The organism is Pseudomonas sivasensis, assembly GCF_021391435.1.
Taxonomy (GTDB): domain Bacteria; phylum Pseudomonadota; class Gammaproteobacteria; order Pseudomonadales; family Pseudomonadaceae; genus Aquipseudomonas; species Aquipseudomonas sivasensis.
Map to the genome: position 1 here is coordinate 2,305,063 of NZ_CP090029.1, position 24,717 is coordinate 2,329,779.

Here is a 24,717-nt window from a genome sequence, read left to right on the forward strand (position 1 = left end):
GACAGCCCCATCAGTTGGGGCCTTAACGAAAAAAACCATCTGCAATCCCTCGCACTGTGTATTCAGGCGAGGGACTTTGCAGGCGTTTTCCGCAGCGGGGAGTAGCGCTTATCCGGCGCTTGCGTGGGAAGTTTCCGCGGCGTTTACACCCCTTCGGTCATACAGCAGGCAGGGACGCGAACCCGCGTTAGACTTACCGGTCAATATCCGCAACGCCTGGCCCATCGTCCTCAAGGAAGCCCCATGTCCCCACGCCGCCTGATCCTGTGCCTCATCCCCTTGCTGGTGCTGGCCGGTTGCTCCACTTCACGCGGTCCGCAGCAACCGGAGCGCAGCGAGGCCGAGGTGAAGGCGCAGATCGTGCGTCTGCTTCCAGCCAAGGTGGCGGATCGCAATGGTTGGGCCCAAGACATCTACACCGCTTTCGACACCCAAAAGATCTACCCCAGCACCGAGAATATTTGCGCTGTGCTGGCGGTGACTGAGCAGGAGTCCACTTATCAGGTGGACCCACCCGTACCCAATATGGGCAAGATCGCCCAGGACGAAATCCTGCGCCGCGCCGGCAAAGTGCATGTGCCGGCGTTCGTGGTGCGCAGCGCGCTGCAATTGAAGTCGCCCACCGGAAAGTCCTACGCCGACCGGTTGAGTGCGGCACGTACGGAGAAAGACCTCAGCGCCATCTTCGACGACTTCATCAGCATGGTGCCCTTGGGCAATACGTTGTTTGGTGGCTTCAACCCTGTGCACACCGCTGGCCCCATGCAGGTCAGCATCGACTTTGCGCAGAAACAGGCGCGGGGTTATCCCTACACGGTGGACGGCACGATTCGTCGGGAGGTCTTCACTCGGCGTGGCGGCATGTACTTTGGCATCGCCCACTTGCTCGGTTATCCGGTGAATTACGACCAGCCGCTGTACCGTTTTGCCGACTTCAACGCGGGCTGGTATGCGAGCCGCAATGCGGCGTTTCAGGCAGCGGTCAGCCGTGCTTCAGGGGCTGAGTTGGCGCTGGATGGGGACTTGATCCGCTATGGATCACTGCTGCCGGGCACCACCGAATTGGCGGTGCGCTCCCTGGGCGCCAAGCTGGACATGCGTAACCCCAGCATCCGCAGCCAACTGGAGCAGGGTGAGCAGTTGGATTTCGAGGACACCACCCTTTACAAGCGTGTATTTGCGTTGGCTGACAAGGCTGCTGGTAAACCGATGCCTCGGGCGATCCTGCCGGGCATCGTGCTCAAGAGTCCAAAGATCACTCGCAACCTGACCACGGCATGGTTTGCCAAGCGGGTGGATGAGCGGTTTCAGCGCTGTATGAAGCGCTGATCACCTTTGTGGCGAGGGGGCCAGAGGACGCTCACTGGCCACAGGACGCCTGCCCCTCACGACAAACTTACGCCACAGCCAAACCCACAACCACACCACCGGGAACGCCAGGATCACGAACGGCAGCACATAGCTGGCGCGTTCCAAGGCATCTGCGGTGCCCTCTACCAGATTAGTCCCCAGGTTGCTGAACATCCGGCTGAAGCGTGAAGCTTGGTTCGCGCCATCGGATGAGCGGAAGTTCAAGGTGACGCGGTTGGTGTCGAGACGACGTTGCTGGCCGGCGGCAATCTGGGCAAGTTCCTGCAGGTCGTTTTCAATGCCGGCCTGTTCCTTGCTCAAGGCGATCAGGTCGCTAACGGTGATGTCCTTGCGCTTGGCCAGTTCGTCGAGACGTTGTTGCTGGGCCTGCAGGCGGGCTTGGCGGCGGTTTACATCGGCAACTGCGTCGGCCAGGTCTTCGGCGGTGGTGATGCGCTGGCCAAGTGTGCCGCCTTCAGCCGCCATGGCGACTATCGGCTCCACACCCGTTGGTGCGATGCGCAAGATGATCTCGCCACTGCTACCGTCTTCGGTAATACCCAGGATATTGCACGCGCCAAACCTAGCTGTTTCACACGCCTCACGGGTGGCCTGCATCCGTGGCGCGAGCAGGGCGCCGGGCAGGGCCAGGGTCAATTCATGCTCATAGGCCAATTGGGCACCGGCTTTGCCTTGTTCACCGTTGATCACCGTGGCGCGAGAGTGATCCTTGGGCGAGCAGCCGGCCAGGGCCAGGCCGGTCAGCAAGATCAACAGTGGCACGCGAAGCGATTTAAGGTTGCCGTCCGGATGGCGCATTGCAGTTCCTTGAGGTGTGCGGGGAAATTGGCGGCGATTAAAGCGGGTCTGGCGGATTAACGCAAAGCATCGCGCAAGATTTGCGCAGTTGATGGTGATGGCTACCGTTTGGAGCGTGGCGTACATGTCAAACCTGATGCCAAGGAAGAACTGCCATGATTGCTCGCGCCGTGCCTGAAGGTTTTGCCCCTCTGCCTCGTAGCAGCCCATTGCTCGACCTGCTTGGCCCTGCGTATTGCCGGGGGGAGGGATTGCAACTGGAAGTCGGCCTGCGCGCCGACAATCGCCACGCCAATGGGCGCGGCACGGTGCATGGCGGGGTCTTGGCAACCCTGGCGGATATCGGCATGGGCTACGCGATGGCGTTTTCCAGTGAGCCGCCGTTGCCGCTGATTACTGCGAGCATGACGGTGGATTACCTGGGGGCGGTGCAGGTTGGCGAGTGGATTACCGTGCGCTTGGAGCATCACAAGCGTGGGCGGCAGATGGCATTTGGGACGGTGAGTTTGCAGGTGGGGGAGAAGGTTGTGGTGCGGGCGAATGCGGTGTTTGCGGTGCCTCAGTCTGACACCCAATGAAGATCTGATGCAGGAGGGGGGCAAGCCCCCTCCTGCATTATCAGCCGCGTTCGAGGGCGAGGGCTACGCCTTGGCCGCCACCGATGCACAGCGTTGCGAGGCCTTTCTTGGCGTCGCGCTTGATCATTTCATGCAGCAGGGTCACCAGCACGCGGCAGCCTGAAGCGCCGATGGGGTGTCCGATGGCGATGGCGCCGCCGTTGACGTTGACCTTTTCGGCATCCCATTCCAGCTCTTTGCCCACTGCCAACGCTTGAGCGGCGAAGGCTTCGTTGGCTTCGATCAGGTCCAGGTCACTCAGTTTCCAGCCAGCTTTATCCAGGCATCGACGGGTGGCCGAGACCGGGCCGATGCCCATGATCGCCGGGTCGACGCCGGCGTTGGCGTAGCTGGCAATTCGCGCCAATACCGGCAGGCCGAGGGCCTTGGCTTTGTCGGCACTCATCAGCAGCACCGCTGCGGCGCCGTCATTGAGGCTTGAGGCGTTGCCGGCCGTGACACTGCCGTCTTTCTTGAACGCTGGTTTGAGCTTGGCCAGGGATTCGGCGGTGGTGCCGGCGCGCGGCTGTTCATCCACGGCGAAGGACACGGGGTCGCCCTTGCGCTGGGGGATCAGGATCGGTGTGATTTCGTCCGCAAAGCGCCCGGCTTCGATGGCCGCGCTGGCTTTTTGCTGCGATGCGGCAGCGAACGCGTCCTGGGCTTCACGGCTGATGTTGTACTTGTCCACCAGGTTTTCGGCGGTGATGCCCATGTGGTAGTCGTTGAACGCATCCCACAGGCCATCGGTGATCATGCTGTCGACCATTTTGGCGTGGCCCATGCGCAAACCGGTACGTGCCGCGGGCAATACGTACGGGGCAAGGCTCATGTTCTCCATGCCGCCGGCGATGATCACGTCCGCGTCGCCGCAACGGATGGCTTGGGCGCCGAGGTGAAGAGCCTTGAGGCCTGAGCCGCAGACCTTGTTCAGGGTCAGGGCGGGCACGGCGTGGGGCAGGCCGGCGAGGATCGACGCCTGGCGCGCCGGGTTCTGGCCTGAGCCTGCGGTAAGTACCTGGCCAAGGATCACTTCATCCACTTGAGCCGGGTCCAGGCCGGTCTGCTCCAGCAGGCGACGGATCACGGCGGCGCCCAGTTCCGGCGCCGGGATGCTGGCCAGGGAACCTTGAAAGCTGCCCACGGCGGTGCGGGTGGCAGCAACAATCACGACGTCTTGCATGGAATCTGTCCTCACTGGAAGTGCATTTCTGGAACGTGGTCCGGGACGATCAGTTTACCGGCGGTCTTGCTCACAATCTCTTCAACGCTGACGCCTGGTGCGCGTTCCTTGAGGACAAAAGCGCCATTTTCGATTTCCAGGTACGCCAGGTCGGTCAGGACACGCTTGATGCAGTTGGCGCCGGTCAGCGGCAGGCTGCACTGGCTGAGCAACTTGGATTCGCCGTCCTTGGACGCGTGAGTCATGATCACGATGATGTTTTCCGCGCCTGCCACCAGGTCCATGGCGCCGCCCATGCCTTTGACCAATTTGCCAGGGATCATCCACGAGGCGATGTTGCCGTGTACGTCGACTTCAAACGCGCCAAGCACGGTGAGGTCGACATGGCCGCCGCGAATCATCGCGAAAGACTCGGCAGAGGAGAAGATCGACGCGCCGATACGCGCGGTCACGGTTTGCTTGCCGGCGTTGATCATGTCGGCATCGATGGTTTCTTCGGTAGGAAACGGCCCCATGCCCAGCAGGCCGTTTTCCGATTGCAGCATGACTTCCATGCCTTCGGGAATGTAGTTGGCCACCAGGGTCGGAATGCCGATGCCGAGGTTCACGTAGAAACCGTCCTGCATTTCGCGGGCGACGCGTTGAGCCATTTGTTCGCGGGTCAGAGCCATGGTTGTGTTCCTCTTATTCTTAGGGCTGGAGGCGGATTATTTGCGCACGGTGCGCTGTTCGATGCGCTTCTCGAACGTGCCGCAGATGATCCGGTCGACGTAGATGCCAGGGGTGTGGATCTGCGCCGGGTCCAGCTCGCCCGGTTCGACGATTTCCTCGACTTCGACCACGGTGATCTTGCCGGCAGTGGCGGCCAGCGGGTTGAAGTTCTGGGCGGTGTGGCGATAGATGACGTTGCCGAAGTGGTCGGCTTTCCAGCCTTTGACGATGGCGAAGTCCCCGGTGATGGATTCTTCCATTAGGTACGGACGACCATTGAATTCGCGGGTTTCCTTGCCCTCGGCGACGGGGGTGCCAACACCGGTGGCGGTGAAGAAGGCCGGGATACCGGCACCGCCTGCGCGCATTTTCTCTGCGAGGGTGCCCTGGGGGGTGAGGACCACTTCAATTTCGCCGCTGAGCAGTTGTTTCTCGAACAGAGCGTTTTCACCCACGTAGGAGGCGATCACTTTGCTGATCTGTTTTTCTTCCAGCAGCACGCCCAAGCCGAAACCGTCGACACCGCAGTTGTTGGAAACGACGGTCAGGTCGCGGGTGCCTTTGCGCTTGATCTCGTTGATGAGGTTTTCAGGAATGCCGCACAGGCCAAAACCGCCGGAGAGTACGGTCATGCCGTCTTCCAGGCCTGCCAGCGCTTCTTCATAGGACGCTACGCGTTTATCGAAACCTGCCATATGCACCTCTTTTATTGTGTGTGGTCCAGCCAGTGAACCGAGTGTTGCGCTGACGGATTGATTTGTTAAGTTGTTTTTTAAGGTTGATTGATTTAAAAAACAGCATAGTTCATTCCCCCTCGGAGCAGCGTCATGACCGTTAAGCAGATGCGGGCGTTTCTCGCCGTGGCCCAGAGCCTGAGTTTTGCCGCCGCCTGCGAGCGCTTGCATCTCTCTCAATCGGCGCTGAGCCTGACGATCAAGGGCCTGGAAGAAGGATTGGGTGGCCGTTTGTTCAGCCGTAACACCCGCAACGTTGCACTGACCCCGGAAGGTGAATCCCTGTTGCCCCTGGCGCGCCGGCTGATTGCGGATTGGGACAATGCCGAAGATGAGCTGCGCCAACGGTTCACGCTGCAACGCGGTCGGGTCACGGTGGCGGCGATGCCATCGTTTGCAGGCAATTTGCTGCCGCCGATCCTGAAGATATTCCGTGCACGTTACCCCCAAGTGAATGTGACAGTGCATGACTTGATCAATGAGCAAGTGCTGGAGATGGTTCGCGACCGTCAGGTGGAGCTGGGCGTCGCATTTGAGCCGTCGGAAGGCTCGTCTTTGGCATTTACACCGTTGTACTTGGATCGCTTTATTGCCGTGGTGCCGGGTGATTCGCCTTTGGCGCAATGTGCCGAGATCGATTGGGCGACGTTGCTGGAGCAGCCGTTCATCACGTTGCAGCGACCGTCCACGGTACGAGTGATGCTGGAAGAGCACTTGGGCGCCTTGCAGATGAAACTGCCCGTGGCGCTGGAAAGCCATCAACTGGCAACGGTTGGCAAGATGGTTGCCAATGGCCTCGGCGTCAGCGCCGTGCCTGCGTTGTGTGCCCAGCAGATGGAAGAGGCTGGCGCTCATTGCATCACCTTAAACAGCCCGGTGATTGAGCGGCCGATTGGTGTGCTGACCAAGCCTGGGCATGAGCTGTCGGCGGCGGCGCAAGTATTGTTTGATATTTTTCGGGATGAAGCGGGGAAGGGGCGGTTTCCGGCGTTGTTATAAGGCAGTAATTAAAAAGCCCGCTCGAACTAACGAGCGGGCTTTAATATTTAATGCTGAGTGATCAGCAGTATCTATCAATCACTTTTACTTGCGATTGGCCTTTAAGGTTCTGCCATTCGGTATTGAGTGTATGAAAGACCTGCTCGATAAAGTTGCGATCAGCCGCGGCCTTCTTGCCGACATAACCCTGGCCACGGCGGTACACCTTCAGGCGCGCTGCCAGTTCACGGTTGTTGCGGTCAAACTCGGCTTCTTCGGTATTGGGCTCCAGGCAGTCAAGTTGCACTTCGCCCGATTTGCCAATCCACAAGATATGGTCGTCGAGTGTGTCTTTCTGCGCTGCGAACATCTCAGCCAATTCATCGATAGTTGGTTGGTTGTTCAGATTCATGTGTAAGCCCCTTGACCAGTTGGCGATCTATCAGTTAATTCCGTTAAAACTGCTTAGTTGTCTCCGGTTCTGAAAACCGGGCGTCAGTGACGGTCTGCCGAGTACGGGCAGGGTCTTGAACCTGATGCATGTAGTCTTGCTGATGAACTGCTACGCAATGGTTTCATAACGAAGACAAGCAGCGTTTGAGCTCCTTGTACCCATCCCTCCGGGGTGGGTCAGCTTCATCAATCTGCCTTGTGGGCAGTGCACATCCGGAAAAAACAGCTCGGCGGTCAGACGAGCTCTTTCAAAACGCTTGTTACCAACGCTCCCGATCCGGGAGACGTCTCGATAATGCAAGGACAAAAAGGTTACGTCAACGGTTATGTAGTGATTATTTTTATTCACTACATAAATCGTTGTGGGGACGGGGAAATGCGGGATAACGTGACTTGGGCGTCACTTTTTGGAGGTTTGGTTCGATTTCCGAAGGCTTTGGTGGCGAGCATTCCAGAGGTGAGCGTTCCACACTTCAGATAAGCCGTTCTGCCAGCAAGGGCAGCAGCACCTCGCACGACGCTTGGACCTTCATCTGCAACAACTCATCCCCACGGGTCTTGCCCAGGTTGATGGCGATCACCGGTTTGCCTTGCTCGACCATTGCCTTGCACAGACGAAATGCCGAATAGGCCATCAGCGACGATCCTACTACCAGCAACCCCTCGGCATGTTCCACCGCAGCCATCGCTGCGGCGGCCGTTGCCGTGGCGACGTTTTCACCGAAAAACACTACGTCCGGCTTGAGTCGTTGACCGTGGCAATAGGGGCATCGGGGAACTTGGAAGCGCTCTTCAAACGCAGGGTCGAGGAGGGTATCGCCATCCGGCGCTTGAACGGCATCAACGCCCGCCAGATAGGGGTTCTCGGCTTCCATCAACCGTTGGATGACGTTGCGATCACTGCGCTGCTGACAGTCCAGGCATAGCACCCTGTGCAGGCTGCCATGCAGTTCGATCACGTCGTGGCTACCGGCTTGGTCATGCAGCATGTCGACGTTTTGCGTGATCAGCCCGCTGATGCGCTGGCGTTGCTGCAGCGTCGCCAGCGCCATGTGCGCTTTGTTCGGCGTGGCAATGCGTACCCTTGGCCACCCCAACATCGCGCGTGCCCAGTAACGGCGACGAGCCTGTGGCGTGGCCAGGAACTCCTGGTACATCATCGGTGCCTTGCCTCGGCGCACGCCCTCGCTGTCGCGGTAATCGGGAATTCCCGATGACGTACTGATCCCTGCACCGGTCAGCACCAGAAAGCGCCGTTCGGCCATGGCCTGGAGCAGGATGTCGAGGTGGTCTTCCTGGTGTTCCTGGCTGTCGAGCATGGGGTCTCCCTATTCGCCGCGGATGTACTGCTCCAGCTGTTTAATCAGGTCTGCCTGGTCGGCAATGGCTTCCTTCACCAGATCGCCGATGGACAGCAGGCCCAACAGCTGACCTTCTTCGACCACAGGCAGGTGGCGAAGGTGACTGTCGGTCATGATATTCATGCACTCATCGACCTTTTTGTGAGGGTCGACGCATATCACCGGCGAACTCATAACTTCATCGACCCGCGTCGTTACCGACGATAGACCTTTGAGAATGAGCTTACGTGCGTAATCGCGCTCGCTGATGATCCCCACCACCACGCCTTCCTTGACGACCGGCAAGGCCCCGACGTTTTTCTCCGACATCCGCACCAGCGCTTCAAACACGGTATGGTCCCATTGGATGGTGTGGACGTCCTGGTTTTTAAGATCCTTGGCTTTGAGTACTTCTGCGACAGTTTTCATGGCGGCCACTCCGGTGTTGTTATCAGGTAGTCAAGGTGCCCTAAAGAATCCTAGACGGCCTGCGCGGGAGCAAGGTCCAAAGCGGCGTTAAACCCGTCGAAAAACGTCATTCGCCGGATTTTTTTGCGGTTTACCCCGCAGTTGTCGGCTTTTTGGCGCGCTTTGGTCCGGTAGCGGTCTTGCGGGGGGCGCTTGTGCGTTTCTTTTTCCACGGGGCTGTGCCTCGACCTGCGGGGCTCGCCGGACCGGTGATGGTCATGCGCATACCATTGCATCGCGCCACTTGTTTGCTCATCCAGGCCGCCTGCTTGGCGACGAACTCTTCCAGGCTCATTTCGCCGCTTTGCACCATGTCCAGCGCTTGTTCCCAGATTGCGGTGGTGCCGGGGTCGGCGATGGCGCGGGGCACTGCGTCGATCAGGCTGAACGCCGCCGGGGTAGCCGACAGCGCCTTGCCGTTCTTCACCAGGTAACCTCGATCAAGCAAACCCTGGATAATCCCGGCGCGGGTCGCTTCAGTGCCGATACCAGTGGTGTCCTTGAGTTTTTGCTTGAGGAGCGGGTCTTCCACCAGTTTGGCGACGTTTTTCATTGCCTTGATCAGGTCGCCTTCGGTAAAGGGTTTGGGCGGCTGAGTCCACAAATCCTTGAGGTTGACCTTGTCCACTGCGTAGTCCTGGCCCTGTGTCAGCGTCGGTAAGGCCTGTGGCGCAGGTGTCTCACGGCCTCTGGTCGGCGCCAACGCTTCGGGCAGGGCGCGCTTCCAGCCTGGCTCTATCACGACTTTGCCGACCGCGCGCAATGCGAAACCTGCGCAGTCGAAATCCGCCTGAGTGCGATCGTATTCATGGTTGGGCAGGAACTGCGCCAGGTAGCGCGCACGAATCAGCGTGTACACCGCGCGATGTTTACCGGTGAGTTGCCCGACGTCCTTGCCAGCGCCCGTGGGGATGATGCCGTGGTGAGCGCTGACCTTGGCGTCGTTCCAGGCCCGCGAGCGGCGTTGGGGGTCGATATGGGGCATCAGCTCGTTGACTGCCGTATCGGCACGGCCCAGTGCGGCGAGAATCTTTGGTGCGTCGCTGTGTTGGCTCACCGGCAGGTAGCCGCAATCACTGCGCGGGTAGGTGATGACTTTGTGGGTTTCGTAGAGGGATTGGGCGATGTCCAGGGTTTCCTGGGCGCCGAGGCCGAGCTTCTTGGAGCAGATTTCCTGCAAGGTGCCCAGGTCGAAGGGCAGGGGCGCCACTTCGCGCATGCGTTCGGTTCGCAGTTTTACCAGGCGTGCGCTGGAGGCGCGGGTCATGGCATCGGCGGCTTCTCGGGCAAGTTGCGGGTTCAGGCAGCGGCCTTGGTCGTCGCAGGCATCTTCGGCAGCCCGCCATTGGGCGGTGAAGGTCATGCGTTCGTGGCGCAAGTCCACATCGATGGCCCAATAAGCCACGGGGACGAAATCGGCGATGCTGCGATCGCGGTCCACCACCAGACGCAAAGTCGGGGTTTGCACCCGACCCACCGGCAGCACACCTTGATAACCGGACTGACGCCCAAGGAGCGTAAACAGGCGACTCATGTTCATACCGATCAGCCAGTCGGCGCGGGAGCGCCCCAGGGCCGAGTGATACAGGCTGAACGTCTCTGCACCCGGCTTGAGCGCCGCCAGGGCTTTGCGAATGGAGGCGTCATCCAGTGCCGACAGCCACAAACGCTGGATCGGCCCGCGATAACGACAGTGTTCCACCAGCTCCCGGGCGATCATCTCGCCCTCGCGGTCGGCGTCGGTGGCAATCACCAACTCCTGCGCTTCCCCCAGCAGGCGCTTGACCGCCTTGAACTGGCTGGCGGTCTTGGGCTTGACCAGCATCTTCCATTTTTCCGGGACGATTGGCAGGTCGGCCAGTACCCAGCGCTTGTACTTGGCGTCATAGGCATCGGGCGGAGCGGTTTCCAGCAGATGGCCGATGCACCAGGTGACGGTGACCCCATTGCCCAGCCAGCAGCCGTCGCCCCGGCGACTGGCGCCGAGCACGGCCGCGATGTCCTTGGCCTGGGAGGGTTTTTCACAGAGGTACAGCCGCATGGTCAGCCCATTCGTTACACAGATGAATGGGGAGCAGAATGGGCAAAAGAAGGGATTTGATCAACCTTTATCTGGATGGATATACAGCAAATTATGTGAGCACTGCGAAGCCAATGTGCGAGGAGGGTTGCTCCCGATTGTGGTCTATCAGTCACTGCAACGGCGACGGAACCACTGTTATCGGGAGCAAGTCCCCTCCCACAGGGGACTGTCGCCGTTCTGTAGATCAGTTGTTATCGATATCCACATGCCGCGTTTCTTTGAGGAAGAACAGCCCGACAATCAGGCTCACCCCGGTAATCACCACCGGGTACCACAAGCCGTAGAAAATATCCCCTGTGTACACCACCAGCGCAAACGACACGGTCGGCAGGAACCCGCCAAACCAGCCGTTACCGATGTGGTATGGCAGTGACATCGAGGTGTAGCGGATACGCGTCGGGAACAGTTCCACCATCAGGGCAGCCAGCGGGCCGTAGCACATGGCCGCGATCAGGATCAGCGCAACGATCAGTACCACTACCATGACTTTGTTGACCTGAGCCACATCCGCCGAAGTCGGGTAACCGGCCAAGGTTACCGCGCCACGCAGGGCTTTTTCGTCAAAACCGTCGATACGCACGTCGCCCACGCTCACCTGCACCGGGCTGCCGGCGGGGGCGGCGGCGCTGCTGTAGGGCAGGCCTTGCTTGACCAGGAAGGTCTTGACCTTGTCGCACGGGCTGTCAAATTTTGCCTTGCCCACGGGGTCGAATTGGAAGGTACAGGTGGCTGGGTCGGCCAGTACGGTGATCGGGGCCTGGGTACTGGCCTGGTCCATCGCCGGGTTGGTGTAGTGCGCCAGGCTCTTGAAGATCGGGAAGTACAGCAAGGTAGCCAGCAGCAGGCCGAGCATCAGCACCGGCTTGCGCCCGACTTTGTCCGACAGCCAGCCAAAGAAGATAAAGAACGGCGCGCCGATCACCACGCTGATGATCAGCAGCATGTTGGCCAATGCCGGGTCCATCTTCAGGAATTGGGTGAGGAAGAACAGCACGTAAAACTGCGCCGCGTAGAAGGTCACCGCTTGCCCGCCGTTAATGCTGAACAGCGCAATCAGCACGACCTTGAGGTTTTCCCATTTGCCGAAGGACTCGCGGATCGGCGCCTTGCTGGCCTTGCCTTCCTCTTTCATCTTCAGGAAGGCCGGCGACTCGTGGAGGCTCATGCGGATCCATGTGGAAATGCCCAGCAGTACGATGGAAAACAGGAACGGAATGCGCCAGCCCCACACTTCGAACTGGTCGCCGGTGAAGTAGCGGCAGGCCAGCACCACCAGCAGCGACAGCAGCAGGCCGAGGGTAGCGGTGGACTGAATCCAGCTGGTATGGAAGCCACGTTTGCCAGCGGGTGCATGCTCGGCCACATAGGTCGCCGCGCCGCCGTATTCACCGCCCAACGCCAGGCCTTGCAGCATGCGCAGCACGATGAGAATGATCGGCGCCGCAATGCCGATGCTGGCGTAGGTCGGCAGCAAACCGACGCAGAAGGTGGCGACACCCATCAGGATGATAGTCACCAGAAACGTGTACTTGCGCCCGATCATATCGCCCAGACGGCCGAACACCAGCGCGCCGAACGGGCGCACCACAAAGCCGGCTGCAAAGGCCATCAAGGCAAAGATAAATGCCGTGGTGTCGTTGACCCCGGCAAAGAACTGCTTGCTGATCACGGCCGCCAGCGCGCCGTAGAGGAAAAAGTCATACCACTCGAACACCGTCCCAAGGGACGAGGCGAAGATGACCTTTTTGGAGTCGTTGCTGGCGCTCGCGTCTCTCGTCGAGCCCAGGGTTTGAGCGTGTTCTGACATCGGGTAGCCCTCACAGTGATTATTTATTGTTGTTCCACTGTCGGCGCCAGGTTTGGCGCCGCTATTCAGATTGCATGAACCAGTTCTTTCTCCGGGGCGAGACTCCTTGTGTTCGGCGAAAGGATCAGCTGCGCGGCCTTTTCCGCGATCATCAGCGTCGGTGAACAGGTATTGCCGGACGTAATGCGCGGCATGATCGAGGCATCGGCGATGCGCAGGCCGGGCACGCCATGCACCCGCAGTTGCGCATCGACCACGGCGTCTTTGTCGCTGCCCATGCGGCAAGTGCCCACCGGGTGGAAAATCGTGGTGCCGATACGGGCGGCGGCTTCGTGCAGTTCCTCCTCGGTTTGCAGCGAGTCACCGGGCAGATACTCCACCGGCTTGAACTGGCTCAGGGCGGGGGCAGCGACGATGCGTCGGGTCAGGCGAATCGCGTCGGCGGCCACGCGCAAGTCTTGCGGATGGCTGAGGTAGTTGGGTTGTATCAGCGGCGCATCCGCCGGGTTTGCCGAGCGGATATCAATACGGCCACGGCTTTGCGGACGCAGATCACACACCGAGGCGGTGAATGCCGGGAACGCGTGAAGCGGCTCGCCGAAGCGCTCCAGGGATAGCGGCTGCACGTGGTATTCGAGGTTGGCCGAGGTTTGTTCCGGGCCGGAGCGGGCAAACGCGCCGAGCTGACTGGGCGCCATCGACAGCGGGCCGCTGCGGTCGTACAGGTAGCGCAGTCCCATGCCCATTTTGCCCCACACGGTGCCGGCGATCTGGTTCAGGGTGCGGGCTTTTTCCAGCTTGTAGATCAGCCGCAGTTGCAGGTGATCCTGCAAGTTGCCGCCAACGCCAGGCAGTTCATGCAGCACATCAATGCCCAGAGGCTTGAGTACGCTGGATGGGCCGATGCCTGAACGTTGCAGAATGCCTGGCGAGCCCACGGAACCGGCGCACAGCACGATCTCCTTGCACGCTTTCCAACTCATCTGCTGACCGTTTTGACGCCCGACCACCGCCGAAGCGCGACCGTTTTCCAGGACCACGCGGTCGACTTCGACTTCTGTCAGCACGGTGAGGTTGGGACGTTGGCGGATAGGCTTGAGAAACGCCTTGGCCGCGTTCCAGCGCACGCCGGCTTTCTGGTTGACCTGGAAGTAACCGCAGCCTTCGTTATCGCCCTGGTTGAAGTCATTGATAGCGGCGATGCCGCTTTGCGCTGCCGCCTCACGAAATGCATCCAGGATCGGCCACGACAGGCGCTGCTGCTCGACCCGCCATTCACCGCCGTCGCTGTGGAATTCCGAGCCACCGGCAAAGTGGTTTTCGCTCTGCTTGAACAGTGGCAGCACATCTTTCCAGGCCCAGCCCGGGTTACCTTGCGCCGCCCAGCCGTCGTAATCCTGGGCCTGGCCGCGCATGTAGATCATGCCGTTGATGGATGAGCAGCCGCCCAGCACCTTGCCGCGCGGGTAACTCAGGGCACGGCCTTGCAGGCCTTCCTGGGCTTCGGTCTTGAAGCACCAGTCGGTGCGTGGGTTGCCGATGCAGAAGAGGTAGCCGACGGGGATGTGGATCCAGGGGTAATTGTCGCGGCCACCGGCTTCGAGCAGGAGCACGCGGTGGGCAGGGTTGGCGGACAGTCGATTGGCCAGCAGGCAGCCTGCGGGGCCGGCACCTACTACCACGTAATCGTATTGTGCAGCTGCAATGGGCATCTGAGGCCTCGCTTGTTTTTCTTATTGGTTCCATCCTAGTTGTTAGTTTTCGTCTTAAAAATGTTAGTTTTTACCCAGCTGCTGTGCGTTTTTAAACAGCGTTGCCCTGGCTGATTGAATGGAGGCGATATGTTCGACTGGAATGACCTACGGTTCTTTCTTGAGCTCCAACGCAGTGGTCGTCTGCTTACTGCCGCGCAGCGCCTGAAAACCACCCACGCCACCGTGGCCCGGCATATCGAGGCCATCGAAAAAAGCCTCGGCACCGCGCTTTTCGTGCAACACGCCCAGGGCTACGAACTGACGCCTTCGGGCGAGGCCCTGCTCAAACACGCTGAAGCCATGGAAAACGTTGCGCTGCTGGCCGAAGACGAACTCACGCATTCCGCCGCGCCGCTGGGCAAGATCCGCCTCGGCGTGGCTGAAGGCCTGGGCGTGATGTTTCTCGCCAGTCGCATGGGCGGGCTGTTTGAACGTTATCCGGGATTGGAAGTGGAACTGGTGGCGGTGCCGCGCTTTGTCAGCATCCTCAATCGCGAAGCGGAAATCAGCATCCACCTCGAACGCCCCAGCGTCGACCAACTGGTCACCCGCAAACTCACCGATTACCGCCTGGCCCTTTACGCCAGCCGCGCTTACCTGGACCGCAACCCTGCCATCGAAAAACGCGAAGACCTCGCTGCCCATTCCTGGATCGATTACGTCGACGACCTGTTGTTCAGCCAGGAGCTGAAATTCCTCAGCAGCTTCTGCCGTAACCCCAAAGTGGTGTTTCACAGCACCAGCGTGATCGCACAACACCAGGCTGCGCGCTCCGGATTGGGCATTGCGGTGTTGCCGTGCTTCATGGCAGCCGGCGATCCGGAGCTGGTCGCGTTGCTGCCGGGGGAGGGGATCCAGCGCAGCTACTGGATCAGCTCGCGCAGGGAGCTGCACAAGTCGGTGCGGCTGCGGGTGTTGTGGGATTACGTGGTGGAGTTGTGCGCGCGGGAGCAGCCACTGTTGCTCGGCGAGTCGACCTGAAGAAACCGAAGCAAAACTGTGGGAGTGGGCTTGCTCTCGGTAGCGGTGGGCCGGTCGCCAGATGGCCTGGCTGATACACCGCTATCGGGGGCAAGCCCCTTCCCACATTGATCGGCGGTGTTGGCTAAACATCGGGTTAATCGCGCAATTCGAATTCAGCGCTGCCGAGCCTTTCTCCATTCACCATGACATGCACCCTATGCCGACCGGGATAGTGCTTGCGTGTAGTCAGTTCACGAATATGTTGCTCGCGGCGCAGGCTGTGTCGTTCTCCCGCGCCCAGCGTAAACGCCTTGAGCTTGAACACCTTGCTCGCGCTATGTCCGGCGCTTTTTACATAGTCGATGGCGTAATCCACCACCAGTTTTTGCGCAGTGGCCGCGGTGGATTCCAGGCTGAACGACAGGTTAATCCGCTCGCCCAGATTGATCACCGCCGGCGTCACGCTCAAGTTATGGAGCTTCACCTCGGCCCTGGCGCCGGCGCCCATGATGGTCAGCGCACGGGGGTTGCCCTGTTTGATCAGGCTGCGCAGCGCATGACGTGCAATCCAGGCCGTGTGCGGGTTATCCAGATTCCAGCCTTCGATCAGGCTGAGCACCCATTCCGGATGGTCCTTGGTGATGTCGTTGAGGTGATTGGCCACGGACTTGCGCACGTAGAGGCTCGGATCGGCCTTTAGGTTGTCGAGGATCGAGGCGCATAACGCTGGGTTGGCCTGCACTTCGGTCAGGCGAAACGACCATGGCAAACGGGGCCGCGAGCCTTCGCTGGCCAGGCGGCGTACGTGGTCGTTGTCATCCAGCGACCACGCCTGCATCACTGCCAGGGAGCGTTCGAAGTCGTGCAGCAAGAAGTGTCTTATCGCGAACTCGGCCGAGCCAAAGGTGGTGAAGTACTTGAGCGCCGCCATGGAGCGCTCGAAGTCAGCCAGGCCGTAACTTGCCACGTAGTGCGGTAGAAACAGGCTGACAAATCCACTGTTCAGGCGTGGCGCCAGGGCGTAAAGCAGTTTGAGGCTTTTGGGGTAATCCAGGGGGATCACCGCGCGCAGGCTTTCGCTGACCCGTGCCATGCGCTGCATCACCGACAACTCGTCCAGCCCGGCGGTGGCGTGTTTGAGGAAACCTTTGGCGTCGAACGCGGGATACACCGCCGTCATTTCAGTGGCGATGTGTTGCAGGCGTTCGACGTTGAAGATTTCCTTGAGGGCCGGGGCACTTTGGTCGGTCATCGGTGATTCCATGGCGGTTGAGTCAGAGAAACCAGCGGTATTCCCGCGCGTGGATCTCTTGCTGGAAGGCCAGGTGATCCTGGCGTTTGTTCTCGCAGTACACGTCGACAAATTCGGCGCCCAGCTTATCGCGCAATACTGGCTGATGCTGCATGGCGCGCACGGCATCAAGCATTTCCACTGGGAAGTCGGTGCCGCTGGCGCGGTCCTCGTTCAGTGGCGCGATGGGCTCCTGTTTGGCTTCCAGGCCATGTTCCAAACCGACGAGGATCGCCGCCAGCACCAAATACGGGTTGGCGTCGGCGCTGGCCAGGCGATGTTCGATGCGCAGGTTGCGTGGGTCAGACTCAGGGATGCGCACGCACGCGTCGCGGTCTTCAAACCCCCAGCAGGCGCGGGTGGCAGCGTTGACCGTGCCGCCCAGGCGGCGGAAAGCGTTGTGGTTGGGCGAGAAGATCGGCATGCAATGGGGCAGTAATTCCAGGCAGCCGGCCACCGCATGGCGCAGCGGTTGTTGCTGATGCGCCGCCAGCAGGTTGTTGCCCGCGCCGTCGTAGAGGCTGACATGCACGTGCATGCCGCTGCCGGGAAATTGCAGGTAGGGCTTGGCCATGAAACTGGCGCGGTAGCCGTGTTTGAGTGCCACGCCCCGGGTGCTGCGACAGAACAGGGCGGCCCAGTCGGCGGCGCGCAGGCCGTCGTCGAGGTGACCGAAGTTGATCTCGAACTGGCCGGGGCCGAGTTCGGCAGTGATCACCGTGATGTCGATGCCCTGGTCCTTGGCGGTCTGGGCCATATCGTCGAGTACATCGTTGAAGCGTGACAGCCGTTCGATATGCAGGTTGGGCTGGTCGTCGGCGTCATCGCTCAGTGGGTCGCGGGCAAATTGCGGCAGGCCGTTGTCGAGTTTCTTGTCGAATAGATAGAACTCCAGCTCGAAGGCCACCACCGGGTGAATACCTTTGTGGTGCAGGCGTTCCAACACCTTGGCCAAGACTTCGCGAGGTTCGAACTCGATCGGCGCGTCGGTACCGTCCGAGGTGATCAACATCTGGCCCAAGGGCTGCGATTCCCAGTTCACCGGCTTGAGCGTGCCCGGCACCAGGCGGCGGTTGGCGTCTGGGTCACCGTCGTTGAAGCAGTAATCGCCGATCTTGAACAACCCGCCCTGAGCGCCCAGCAGCACCGCGTTCTGTGGCAACTTCAGCGGGCTGCCGGAGGCGACCTTTTCCAGCATTTCTATGGGATAACGCTTGCCGTAGAAATGCCCGGGGATGTCCAGGGCGATCAGGTCGACGTAGCGCACGTCGGGGTGGTTCTGGCGAAAGGTCCGTACTTCGGCCAGTAACGTGGCGGCATGGCTTTTCACGGGTGCAGCTCCTAGTTGTAAACCCACAACACGCGGGCGGGCAGGTCAGTCAAGTTGGCGTAGCGGCAATGGGCAAAGCTGGCGAGGTGGAAGCTGTCGCCAGGGCCGAGGGTGACCGAATCGGCCTCGCCTTCGACCCACAGTGTTAATTCACCCTCCAGCACAAAACCGGCCTGCTCGGCGCGGTCGCTCATGGTCTGCTCACCACTGTTGGCACCGGGAGCAAGCAGGCTGTCGAGCATCGAAAACGCGCCGTTCATGCTGGGGGAGACCAGGATGTCGGTGATGCCATTGGCGTAATACACCGTGCGCCGCTCGTTGGGGCGCGTGATCCAGTCAATGGCCTTGGGTTTGGGCTGGCTGTAGAAATACGTGGTGGGCACGTCGAGGGCGTGGCTGATGGCAGTGAGGTCCGCCACGGTCGGACGTGACAGGCCGCGTTCCACCTGTGACAGAAAGCCTACCGAGCGCTCGATCTTTTGCGCGAGTTGGGCGAGGGTCAGCTTCTTGTGCTTGCGCAGGTCGTGGATCAGGATCGCCAGGGCGTCGAGTTCTTCTTGCTGGTTCATGAAATTTATATCGAGAAATTTCATGAAAAATTACAGGTTTTATTTCATGGAGGCAATGGGGGCGGTGAAGTCGTCGGTAGATGTCTTTAAGCAGCGTTCTTTGCTGAATGATTGCCAACCCTCGCGGTCCGAACCTGGGTACGTGTCATTAATTGAAGGAGCACCCATGAAGTCTAAAACCCTAGCTGCCTGCCTGTTGGTCGCCGCCAGCCTGTCCACCGCCAGCTTTGTGGTACAGGCCGGTGATACGCCTCAGGAAACTGTGCAACCTTCCAACATCAACACCCGTGACCTGAAAGAAGGCGATCGCGCGCCGGATATTCTGATGCGCAAGGAGTCGGCCGTGAGCGACTGGAAAAAGCGCGGTCTCAAGCAGCCCGAGGACGAAAGCCAATGGGCGCGGGTGGGCGATAAATACGTACTGCTCAAGACCACCAACGGCACCATTCTGGAGATCACACCCGTCAAGAAGTGACCCTCCTTTTTGCCTTGTTCTTGCGTTAAGGTAGCCGACCGCAATGGTCGCGTTACCTTCAAAGAATGAGAGCAGGATGCTTGCCACAATAAAAAACTACCCCCGCACCGTTAACCTGTTGCTGAGCGCCACGTTGCTGCTGACGCTGGCCAAGGCGATTACGTTTCCCTACTTGGTGATCTACCTCACCCATCATTTCACCCTCGACATCACGCAAGTTGGCCTGGTGATCGGCAGCTCGTTGATCGTCGGCTCGCTGCTCAGCGTGTATGGCGGTTTTCTAGTCGACCGCATCAACAGCTATCGGTTATTGCTCTGGATGAGCGTGCTGTTTGTGCTGGGGTTTATTGGCACGCTGGTGGCGCAGAACATCTGGACGTTTTATAGCTGCCTGATCCTGATCAACCTTGCGTACGCGGTCATCGATATTGCGGTGAAGGCCGGCTTTGCGAGCCTGCTGCCGGAAGACGCGCGCAGCGAAGTGTTTTCCATCAAGTACACCCTTACCAACATTGGCTACGCGGTCGGGCCGTTTTTCGGTGCGATGGTGGCGAAGATGGATATCAGCCTGCCGTTTATGTTATCGGCGCTGCTGGGGGCGGGGTTTTTCCTGCTGTATTGGCGCTGGGGCGATCGCACGCTAACCACAGTGGACGTGGCGCAAAAGCCAGTGTCGTTTCTTGCCGTTGGCCGTGTATTGCTGCAGGACCGTCGGCTGGTGTGCTTCACGATGGGCGGTGTGCTCAGTGCAGTCGTGTTCGGCCAGTTCACGGCCTACCTGTCGCAGTACCTGGTGATCACCACCACAGCGCAACACACTTACACCGTGATCAGCGCCGTGCTCACCACCAACGCGGTGATGGTGATCGCTTTGCAATATGTGATCGGCCGGCGCATATCACACCGTTATTTGAGCCAGTGGCTCATCTTCGGCTTGAGCATGTTCATGTTGGGGCTGATCGGCTTTGCGCTGTCCACCAGCGTGCTGTGGTGGGTGCTGGCAATGGCGGTGTTCACGGTGGGGGAGATTATCGTGTTCCCGGCCGAATACATGTTTATCGACCGGATTGCCCCGGACCATTTGAGGGGCATGTACTACGGCGCGCAGAACCTGTCCAACCTCGGCGCAGCCCTGGGGCCGGTGTTGTGTGGGCTGGTACTGGCCAACCTGCCGGCCCACACGATGTTCTACATGCTGGGGATGTTTATCGTGGCCGGCGGTGTGTTCTATTTCATTGGTTCGTCGTTGAAGGGAAGTCATTCAGCGTGAGCTTGCCCATGGTGTTGCACTGCAGTTCGTAGCGCAGTTCTTCCACCATTTTTTCCACTTCTATCGGGGTCTGCAGCCGGTTGGTGCTGATCCCGGTAACCACCAGATCAACCCGGCCGGTATCGGCGTCGTAGACCTTGAGGGTCAAGGACGCATCCCGGCACAGGGTGAACTCGCAGGTCAGTGGCGACAGGCCTTCTTCGATGCAATTTCGCAGTTGGGCGAGGGTAAACATGCGTGTTCCTTCAGGGCATCCAGTTCGATGCCTTGAAGGTTATTGCTTACGCCGCCCCGCCATAAGTTGAATTCGCACTAGCTGCACTAGTGCATTTGCACTGTCAGGGCTTGTTTTTCAGGCGCAGTTCACTCGCGAACAGCCCGCGTTCGCGGGCCCAAACGATGGCCGCGCTGCGGCTGTGCACCCCCAATTTGGAGTACACCGTGGCCACGTGGTTGCGCACGGTGTTGGGCGCCAGTTTCAGGCGTGAGGCGATCTCTTTGTCGGCCAGTCCTTCACAGATCAAGCCCAGCACATCGCGCTCGCGGGCGGTGAGGTCGGTGAAGCTGACGTTAGGCAGGTTGGGGCTGTTGACGCTCTTGGCGTTAGCCAGCTTTTCGATCAGGGTCTGGCTGAACCAAGAGGCGTCCTGCATCACTTCCTCGATGGCCGCCACCAACTCCAGTTCCGAGCGCTTGCGTTCGGTGATGTTCATCAGCACCAGCAGGTAGCAGGGCACGTCCTGGATGATCACGGTGTCGGCGGAAACCACGCAGTCGATCACTTCGTTGCCCTTTTTGCGCACCTTGAGGTCCTGGCCATCCAGGTTGCCGGCTTTTTCCAGGGTGGTGAACAACTGTGTGCCTGCCTGGGGGCTGTCGATAAAGTCGATGTCTTCGATGGACTTACCGATCAGTTCTTCGCTGATATAGCCAGTGATGTTCATAAAGGCTTCGTTGACGTCCACCACCTGGCGGTTAGCGGCGTTACACACCAACGTGGGCACCGGCGTAAGGCGGAACGACTTGGCGAAACGTTCTTCACTTTGGCGCAGGGCCACTTCGGCCTTGCGTCGAGGCTCAAGGTCGGTGAACGAAAACAGCATGCAGTCTTCTTCGTTCATGTCCAGCGGCTGGCCGGCGACGATCACCAGTTTGCTGCCGCCTTCGGGCAGTTTCAGTTCGGCCTGCATCTGCGGGATAGTCGCGCCTTCGCCCAAGCGCTGGATGGCCAGGTCTTTGCGCTCTGCCTGCTCCAGCACATCCAGTTCATACACGGACTTGCCGATGACCTGGTCGCGGTTGTGGCCGGTCATCTCCAAAAAGCCCTGGTTGACCTTGATGTAGCGCAGGTCGCTCAAGCGGCAAATCACCGCGGGCGCGGGGTTGGCGTTGAAGGTTTTTTCGAAGCGCTGCTCGGCGCTGGCCCATTCGGTGGCGTCGCTGAGGATCAACACCAGTAACTCCGGCTCGCCGTGGGAGTCAGTGATCACAAGGCTGCGCAGGCGGTGGACCCAGGTTTTGTCCGGCTCGGCGATGGGCGTGACTTCCACCACCACGTCGCTGAATTCATCGCCTGCCGCCGCGCGGGCCAATGGGTAACTATCCGGCTGTACGGGATGGTTATTGCGATAACGCAGGGTAAAACGCTCGGCGTAGGCCTGGGCGTTCGCACCCAGTGCCTCCACGTCATCCACACCGTGCATGGTCAGCGCGGCTTCATTGGCCCACAGGATGGTCTGGTCGACTTCCGCGAGGATAATCCCATCGGAGAGCCCGGAGATAATCTGCTGCAGTTGGCGGCGGTTGGTTTCTTTGGCAAGTACATCCTGGGTCATGATTTCTCCGGTGTAGGGGCGCATGGACGTACGACATCCTGCCTTCACGATAGTGCAAAGAAACTGAGTACGGGGGAGTGCGAATGCACCAGGCGCACTGGTGCATTTGGGCCATGACTGAACGTATGTCGTTTCGCCAGACTCCATCCATCAAGGCATTTCGCCTTGCCTCAACAACATGTGAAGGACCTCTGTATGACCACTGTCTATGAAACCAATCGCTCGTTGTTTCGTGTGTCCTGGAGCTCGGTGCTCGCCGGTAGTGCAATTGCCCTGGTGACCTACCTGGTCCTCAGTGTGTTGGGCACTGCCATCGGTGCCAGTGCGGTTAACCCGATGCAAGCCGGTAACCCGCTGAGCGGTTTCGGCACGGGGGCCGGGATCTGGCTGTTTGTCTCCACATTACTTGCCATCGGTGTGGGTGCCTTCGTCGCCGGCCGCACGGCCCCGGATCGTGGCGGCCTGCACGGCGTGCTGACCTGGACCGTCACCACCTTGCTTACCACCTGGCTGTTGGCAGGCTTGGCCGCCAGTGTGGTTGGCACCGCCGGTAACGTGGTTGGTAAAGGCTTGTCTGCTGCCGGTAGCGGGATTGCCGCCGCCGCGCCTGGCATCAGCGATAGCGTCAAGCAGCAACTGAACGAGCAGGGCATCCAGCTGGACTGGAAAAGCCTGCAGGGCGAACTGGACACCTTGCTCAAGCAAAGCGGCAAGCCTGAGCTGGACCCGGCCAATGTTGAGCAGAAAACCGACCAGGCTGCCGCCGATGGCAAACAGACAGCGACTACCGCAGCGACCGATCCTGCCCAGGCCGGCGATGCGCTGAAGCAGTGGTTTGAGCGCGTCAAAGCCTCCGGTGAGCCAGCGCTTAACGCGGCTGACAAAGAAGCCTTGGTCAATATCGTTGCTGCCCGTACCGGCAAGAGCAAGGAAGAAGCCACACAGATCGTCGACAACTATGCCCAGGCTTATCAGCAAGCCATGCAGAAGGTTGACGAGCTGAAACAGCAGGCTGAGCAGAAGGCCCGTGAAGCAGGTGAAGTCGCGGCCAAGCAATTGTCCCGCGCGGCCTGGAGCACGCTGGCGATGCTGTTGCTGGGTGCGGCGTTGAGCTTCTTTGTAGGGCGCATGGCATTGACTAACCGTCGCGTGCCGTTGGCTTAAGGCTATGTTGTGGCGAGCGAGCAAGCTCGCTCGCCACAACAAGCTCGCTTGCCACCAGGAGTGATGGGTATTTGGGCGTTGGCACTTGCCAAGTCCCGCTGATTCTGGGAAAACCCGGCCCTTTCGCCTTCAACGAGAACCCCCATGAGCAACAACGAACTCCAGATCACCGACACCCGCCCTGGCACCGGCAAAGCCGTCGTCAAGGGCGCGCTGATCACCACTCAATACACAGGCACCTTGGAAGATGGCACGGTGTTCGATTCGTCTTGGGAGCGGGGCAAGCCGTTCCAGTGTGTGATCGGTACCGGTCGTGTCATCAAAGGTTGGGACCAGGGCTTGATGGGCATGCAGGTGGGTGGTGTGCGTACGTTGTACGTGCCGGCGCATCTGGCTTATGGCGAGCGCTCCATGGGCGCGCATATCAAGCCCAACAGCAATCTGCGCTTTGAGATCGAGTTGTTGGAAGTACTGACGCGGGATGAATGAGAAGAGTCGAGCGATATGGATATCAACTGCACCATCAAGGACGTTTATATAGTTGAACTGGGGGCCGGCGATGAGGCTGAGCTCCAGCGTTTTTTTGAGCGGGCGCCGGATTACTTCATGGCGGTTAACGGCGAGCCTGCCAGGCCAACCGAAGCGCACGAAGCGTTGCAGAACCAGCTTCCGCCGGGCTGGCGTTGCAGCCGGATCTACTGGTTGGGTTATCGCGGTGCGGACGGGCAACTGGTCGCCGTAGTGAATATTGCGGCCGATTTGCTCGCAGATGGCGTATGGCATATCGGTCTGCTGCTGGTGGATGCCCGTTTTCATGGCACTGGACTGGCGCAGCAGGTGCATGCGGATCTTCAAGCGTGGGCGATCGAAAATGGCGCTCGGTGGCTGCGGCTGACAGTGGTTGTTGGCAATACCAAGGCCGAGCGTTTCTGGCCGAAGCTCGGCTATGTCGAGGTGCGCACCCGCGAGGGAATCAGGATGGGCCGCCAGGTGAACCATGTGTCGATCCAGGTCAAGGTTCTGGCCGAAGGGCAGCTTGATGGGTATCTGGCATTGGTTGCCCAGGATCGCGCCCTCCCACATTTTGATCCTCAGTGAGCTCAGGAAAACGCCTACCTGAACCCATCCTGAAGAATCTTCTTATTCATCATGCGGAAACTTTCCTACGGTTTACTCTCCTGAAGTCGGGGCGTAAGCTTCGCGCGTTTTCATCAATAGCGGAGACCCTCAGTGGGTACTTGTTCGAGTGACAGTAGTCGGCCGGTTTCGGTAACCGGCATAGGCTTGGCAAGGTAACGCGCATTTATCCGATGCCGTTGTCTCGCCATCAAAGCGAGAAGCGGCATCCCGACAGCGGCCAGTTCTGGTCCTGTCTCGATCCTCTTTCATCGACGCTGACCAGCACCTGAGTGACCTCAGGATGCTACGGACGCGCCTGCCTTTTGCGGCGGGCGGGCCAAGCTGACTGCGCCTGTCTGACAGGCGTGGTGCGCAGCGGCAGTACCTGCACGACGGTTTTTCCT

24 protein-coding genes are annotated in these 24,717 nt (G+C 59.8%); 9 read left to right on the forward strand and 15 right to left on the reverse strand.

Annotated features, from left to right (window positions below):
- Window positions 1–243: 243 nt before the first annotated feature.
- Window positions 244–1,329, forward strand: a complete 1,086-nt coding sequence (locus LRO94_RS10505; protein ID WP_095186508.1) for a DUF1615 domain-containing protein — start codon at window positions 244–246, stop codon at window positions 1,327–1,329.
- Here the strand turns inward: LRO94_RS10505 and LRO94_RS10510 are convergent, their stop codons facing one another.
- Window positions 1,330–2,169, reverse strand: a complete 840-nt coding sequence (locus LRO94_RS10510; RefSeq protein WP_179179261.1) for a DUF4349 domain-containing protein — start codon at window positions 2,167–2,169, stop codon at window positions 1,330–1,332.
- A gap of 155 nt (window positions 2,170–2,324) precedes the next feature.
- Between LRO94_RS10510 and LRO94_RS10515 the strand changes: the two genes are divergently transcribed.
- Window positions 2,325–2,747 (forward strand): PaaI family thioesterase, encoded by a 423-nt coding sequence (locus LRO94_RS10515; RefSeq protein WP_179179260.1) that lies wholly within the window; start codon window positions 2,325–2,327, stop codon window positions 2,745–2,747.
- Window positions 2,748–2,787: 40 nt separating this feature from the next.
- On the opposite strand, the gene LRO94_RS10520 is transcribed toward LRO94_RS10515, so the two are convergent.
- From LRO94_RS10520 to LRO94_RS10530, 3 genes are read right to left on the reverse strand one after another with little or no spacing between them, the layout of a single operon-like run.
- Window positions 2,788–3,969, reverse strand: a complete 1,182-nt coding sequence (locus LRO94_RS10520; protein WP_095186510.1) for an acetyl-CoA C-acetyltransferase — start codon at window positions 3,967–3,969, stop codon at window positions 2,788–2,790.
- Window positions 3,970–3,980: 11 nt separating this feature from the next.
- Window positions 3,981–4,640, reverse strand: a complete 660-nt coding sequence (locus LRO94_RS10525; RefSeq protein WP_032886654.1) for a CoA transferase subunit B — start codon at window positions 4,638–4,640, stop codon at window positions 3,981–3,983.
- A gap of 36 nt (window positions 4,641–4,676) precedes the next feature.
- Window positions 4,677–5,375: a CoA transferase subunit A gene (locus LRO94_RS10530; protein WP_032886653.1), complete on the reverse strand. Its 699-nt coding sequence runs from the start codon at window positions 5,373–5,375 to the stop codon at window positions 4,677–4,679.
- Between the two features lie 132 nt (window positions 5,376–5,507).
- Here LRO94_RS10530 and LRO94_RS10535 point away from each other — a divergent pair, with 132 nt between their 5' ends.
- A complete protein-coding gene (locus LRO94_RS10535) occupies window positions 5,508–6,413 on the forward strand; it encodes a LysR family transcriptional regulator (protein ID WP_032886652.1) in 906 nt (301 codons plus the stop codon).
- A 61-nt stretch (window positions 6,414–6,474) separates the two neighbouring features.
- Here the strand turns inward: LRO94_RS10535 and LRO94_RS10540 are convergent, their stop codons facing one another.
- The 6 genes from LRO94_RS10540 to LRO94_RS10565 form a co-directional block, all read right to left on the reverse strand.
- Window positions 6,475–6,804, reverse strand: a complete 330-nt coding sequence (locus tag LRO94_RS10540; protein ID WP_032886651.1) for a hypothetical protein — start codon at window positions 6,802–6,804, stop codon at window positions 6,475–6,477.
- A gap of 514 nt (window positions 6,805–7,318) precedes the next feature.
- Complete coding sequence (locus LRO94_RS10545) at window positions 7,319–8,164, reverse strand: NAD-dependent protein deacetylase (RefSeq protein WP_179179259.1); 846 nt, start codon at window positions 8,162–8,164, stop codon at window positions 7,319–7,321.
- Window positions 8,165–8,173: 9 nt separating this feature from the next.
- Entirely contained in the window at window positions 8,174–8,614 is a 441-nt protein-coding gene (locus tag LRO94_RS10550) for a CBS domain-containing protein (protein WP_032886648.1), read from the reverse strand.
- A 130-nt stretch (window positions 8,615–8,744) separates the two neighbouring features.
- Window positions 8,745–10,694 (reverse strand): DNA topoisomerase III, encoded by a 1,950-nt coding sequence (locus LRO94_RS10555; protein WP_179179258.1) that lies wholly within the window; start codon window positions 10,692–10,694, stop codon window positions 8,745–8,747.
- Between the two features lie 226 nt (window positions 10,695–10,920).
- The gene (locus LRO94_RS10560; protein WP_032886646.1) at window positions 10,921–12,543 is read right to left on the reverse strand and encodes an MFS transporter; all 1,623 of its coding nucleotides are present in this window, start codon (window positions 12,541–12,543) and stop codon (window positions 10,921–10,923) included.
- A gap of 65 nt (window positions 12,544–12,608) precedes the next feature.
- A complete protein-coding gene (locus LRO94_RS10565; protein WP_099603175.1) occupies window positions 12,609–14,255 on the reverse strand; it encodes a GMC family oxidoreductase in 1,647 nt (548 codons plus the stop codon).
- A 129-nt stretch (window positions 14,256–14,384) separates the two neighbouring features.
- Here LRO94_RS10565 and LRO94_RS10570 point away from each other — a divergent pair, with 129 nt between their 5' ends.
- Window positions 14,385–15,278: a LysR family transcriptional regulator gene (locus LRO94_RS10570; protein WP_032886642.1), complete on the forward strand. Its 894-nt coding sequence runs from the start codon at window positions 14,385–14,387 to the stop codon at window positions 15,276–15,278.
- 136 nt (window positions 15,279–15,414) lie between these two features.
- Here the strand turns inward: LRO94_RS10570 and LRO94_RS10575 are convergent, their stop codons facing one another.
- Genes LRO94_RS10575 through LRO94_RS10585 form a run of 3 tightly spaced genes read right to left on the reverse strand, consistent with a single transcriptional unit; the run spans window position 15,415 to window position 18,450 of the window.
- Window positions 15,415–16,512: a DNA alkylation repair protein gene (locus tag LRO94_RS10575; RefSeq protein WP_179179257.1), complete on the reverse strand. Its 1,098-nt coding sequence runs from the start codon at window positions 16,510–16,512 to the stop codon at window positions 15,415–15,417.
- 22 nt (window positions 16,513–16,534) lie between these two features.
- On the reverse strand, window positions 16,535–17,881 hold the full coding sequence (locus LRO94_RS10580; RefSeq protein ID WP_122753696.1) for a glutamine synthetase family protein: 1,347 nt from the start codon (window positions 17,879–17,881) through the stop codon (window positions 16,535–16,537).
- 11 nt (window positions 17,882–17,892) lie between these two features.
- On the reverse strand, window positions 17,893–18,450 hold the full coding sequence (locus LRO94_RS10585) for a helix-turn-helix domain-containing protein (protein WP_032886635.1): 558 nt from the start codon (window positions 18,448–18,450) through the stop codon (window positions 17,893–17,895).
- Between the two features lie 166 nt (window positions 18,451–18,616).
- On the opposite strand from LRO94_RS10585, the gene LRO94_RS10590 reads away from it, so the two are divergent.
- Both LRO94_RS10590 and LRO94_RS10595 read left to right on the forward strand, forming a co-directional pair.
- Entirely contained in the window at window positions 18,617–18,925 is a 309-nt protein-coding gene (locus LRO94_RS10590; RefSeq protein ID WP_032886633.1) for an RcnB family protein, read from the forward strand.
- A 76-nt stretch (window positions 18,926–19,001) separates the two neighbouring features.
- Window positions 19,002–20,195, forward strand: coding sequence for an MFS transporter (locus tag LRO94_RS10595; RefSeq protein WP_032886632.1), 1,194 nt, complete (start codon window positions 19,002–19,004; stop codon window positions 20,193–20,195).
- Here LRO94_RS10595 and LRO94_RS10600 read toward each other — a convergent pair.
- Together LRO94_RS10600 and LRO94_RS10605 are read right to left on the reverse strand one after the other, a co-directional pair.
- Window positions 20,158–20,430, reverse strand: coding sequence for a DUF1652 domain-containing protein (locus LRO94_RS10600; protein ID WP_032886630.1), 273 nt, complete (start codon window positions 20,428–20,430; stop codon window positions 20,158–20,160). The two genes, LRO94_RS10595 and LRO94_RS10600, sit on opposite strands and share 38 nt — an antisense overlap.
- Before the next feature lie 103 nt (window positions 20,431–20,533).
- Complete coding sequence (locus LRO94_RS10605) at window positions 20,534–22,030, reverse strand: PAS domain S-box protein (protein ID WP_179180081.1); 1,497 nt, start codon at window positions 22,028–22,030, stop codon at window positions 20,534–20,536.
- Window positions 22,031–22,225: 195 nt separating this feature from the next.
- Between LRO94_RS10605 and LRO94_RS10610 the strand changes: the two genes are divergently transcribed.
- From LRO94_RS10610 to LRO94_RS10620, 3 genes are all read left to right on the forward strand, one after another.
- Entirely contained in the window at window positions 22,226–23,194 is a 969-nt protein-coding gene (locus tag LRO94_RS10610) for a hypothetical protein (RefSeq protein ID WP_032886629.1), read from the forward strand.
- Between the two features lie 144 nt (window positions 23,195–23,338).
- Window positions 23,339–23,683 (forward strand): FKBP-type peptidyl-prolyl cis-trans isomerase, encoded by a 345-nt coding sequence (locus tag LRO94_RS10615; RefSeq protein WP_095186520.1) that lies wholly within the window; start codon window positions 23,339–23,341, stop codon window positions 23,681–23,683.
- Window positions 23,684–23,698: 15 nt separating this feature from the next.
- Window positions 23,699–24,292, forward strand: coding sequence for a GNAT family N-acetyltransferase (locus LRO94_RS10620; RefSeq protein ID WP_233896999.1), 594 nt, complete (start codon window positions 23,699–23,701; stop codon window positions 24,290–24,292).
- Window positions 24,293–24,717 lie beyond the last annotated feature (425 nt).

Coding starts and splice junctions, on each gene's coding strand:
- LRO94_RS10505 (WP_095186508.1), top strand. CDS start 244: ATGTCCCCACGCCGCCTGATCCTGTGCCTCATCCCCTTGCTGGTGCTG.
- LRO94_RS10510 (WP_179179261.1), bottom strand. CDS start 2,169: ATGCGCCATCCGGACGGCAACCTTAAATCGCTTCGCGTGCCACTGTTG.
- LRO94_RS10515 (WP_179179260.1), top strand. CDS start 2,325: ATGATTGCTCGCGCCGTGCCTGAAGGTTTTGCCCCTCTGCCTCGTAGC.
- LRO94_RS10520 (WP_095186510.1), bottom strand. CDS start 3,969: ATGCAAGACGTCGTGATTGTTGCTGCCACCCGCACCGCCGTGGGCAGC.
- LRO94_RS10525 (WP_032886654.1), bottom strand. CDS start 4,640: ATGGCTCTGACCCGCGAACAAATGGCTCAACGCGTCGCCCGCGAAATG.
- LRO94_RS10530 (WP_032886653.1), bottom strand. CDS start 5,375: ATGGCAGGTTTCGATAAACGCGTAGCGTCCTATGAAGAAGCGCTGGCA.
- LRO94_RS10535 (WP_032886652.1), top strand. CDS start 5,508: ATGACCGTTAAGCAGATGCGGGCGTTTCTCGCCGTGGCCCAGAGCCTG.
- LRO94_RS10540 (WP_032886651.1), bottom strand. CDS start 6,804: ATGAATCTGAACAACCAACCAACTATCGATGAATTGGCTGAGATGTTC.
- LRO94_RS10545 (WP_179179259.1), bottom strand. CDS start 8,164: ATGCTCGACAGCCAGGAACACCAGGAAGACCACCTCGACATCCTGCTC.
- LRO94_RS10550 (WP_032886648.1), bottom strand. CDS start 8,614: ATGAAAACTGTCGCAGAAGTACTCAAAGCCAAGGATCTTAAAAACCAG.
- LRO94_RS10555 (WP_179179258.1), bottom strand. CDS start 10,694: ATGCGGCTGTACCTCTGTGAAAAACCCTCCCAGGCCAAGGACATCGCG.
- LRO94_RS10560 (WP_032886646.1), bottom strand. CDS start 12,543: ATGTCAGAACACGCTCAAACCCTGGGCTCGACGAGAGACGCGAGCGCC.
- LRO94_RS10565 (WP_099603175.1), bottom strand. CDS start 14,255: ATGCCCATTGCAGCTGCACAATACGATTACGTGGTAGTAGGTGCCGGC.
- LRO94_RS10570 (WP_032886642.1), top strand. CDS start 14,385: ATGTTCGACTGGAATGACCTACGGTTCTTTCTTGAGCTCCAACGCAGT.
- LRO94_RS10575 (WP_179179257.1), bottom strand. CDS start 16,512: ATGACCGACCAAAGTGCCCCGGCCCTCAAGGAAATCTTCAACGTCGAA.
- LRO94_RS10585 (WP_032886635.1), bottom strand. CDS start 18,450: ATGAACCAGCAAGAAGAACTCGACGCCCTGGCGATCCTGATCCACGAC.
- LRO94_RS10590 (WP_032886633.1), top strand. CDS start 18,617: ATGAAGTCTAAAACCCTAGCTGCCTGCCTGTTGGTCGCCGCCAGCCTG.
- LRO94_RS10595 (WP_032886632.1), top strand. CDS start 19,002: ATGCTTGCCACAATAAAAAACTACCCCCGCACCGTTAACCTGTTGCTG.
- LRO94_RS10600 (WP_032886630.1), bottom strand. CDS start 20,430: ATGTTTACCCTCGCCCAACTGCGAAATTGCATCGAAGAAGGCCTGTCG.
- LRO94_RS10605 (WP_179180081.1), bottom strand. CDS start 22,030: ATGACCCAGGATGTACTTGCCAAAGAAACCAACCGCCGCCAACTGCAG.
- LRO94_RS10610 (WP_032886629.1), top strand. CDS start 22,226: ATGACCACTGTCTATGAAACCAATCGCTCGTTGTTTCGTGTGTCCTGG.
- LRO94_RS10615 (WP_095186520.1), top strand. CDS start 23,339: ATGAGCAACAACGAACTCCAGATCACCGACACCCGCCCTGGCACCGGC.
- LRO94_RS10620 (WP_233896999.1), top strand. CDS start 23,699: ATGGATATCAACTGCACCATCAAGGACGTTTATATAGTTGAACTGGGG.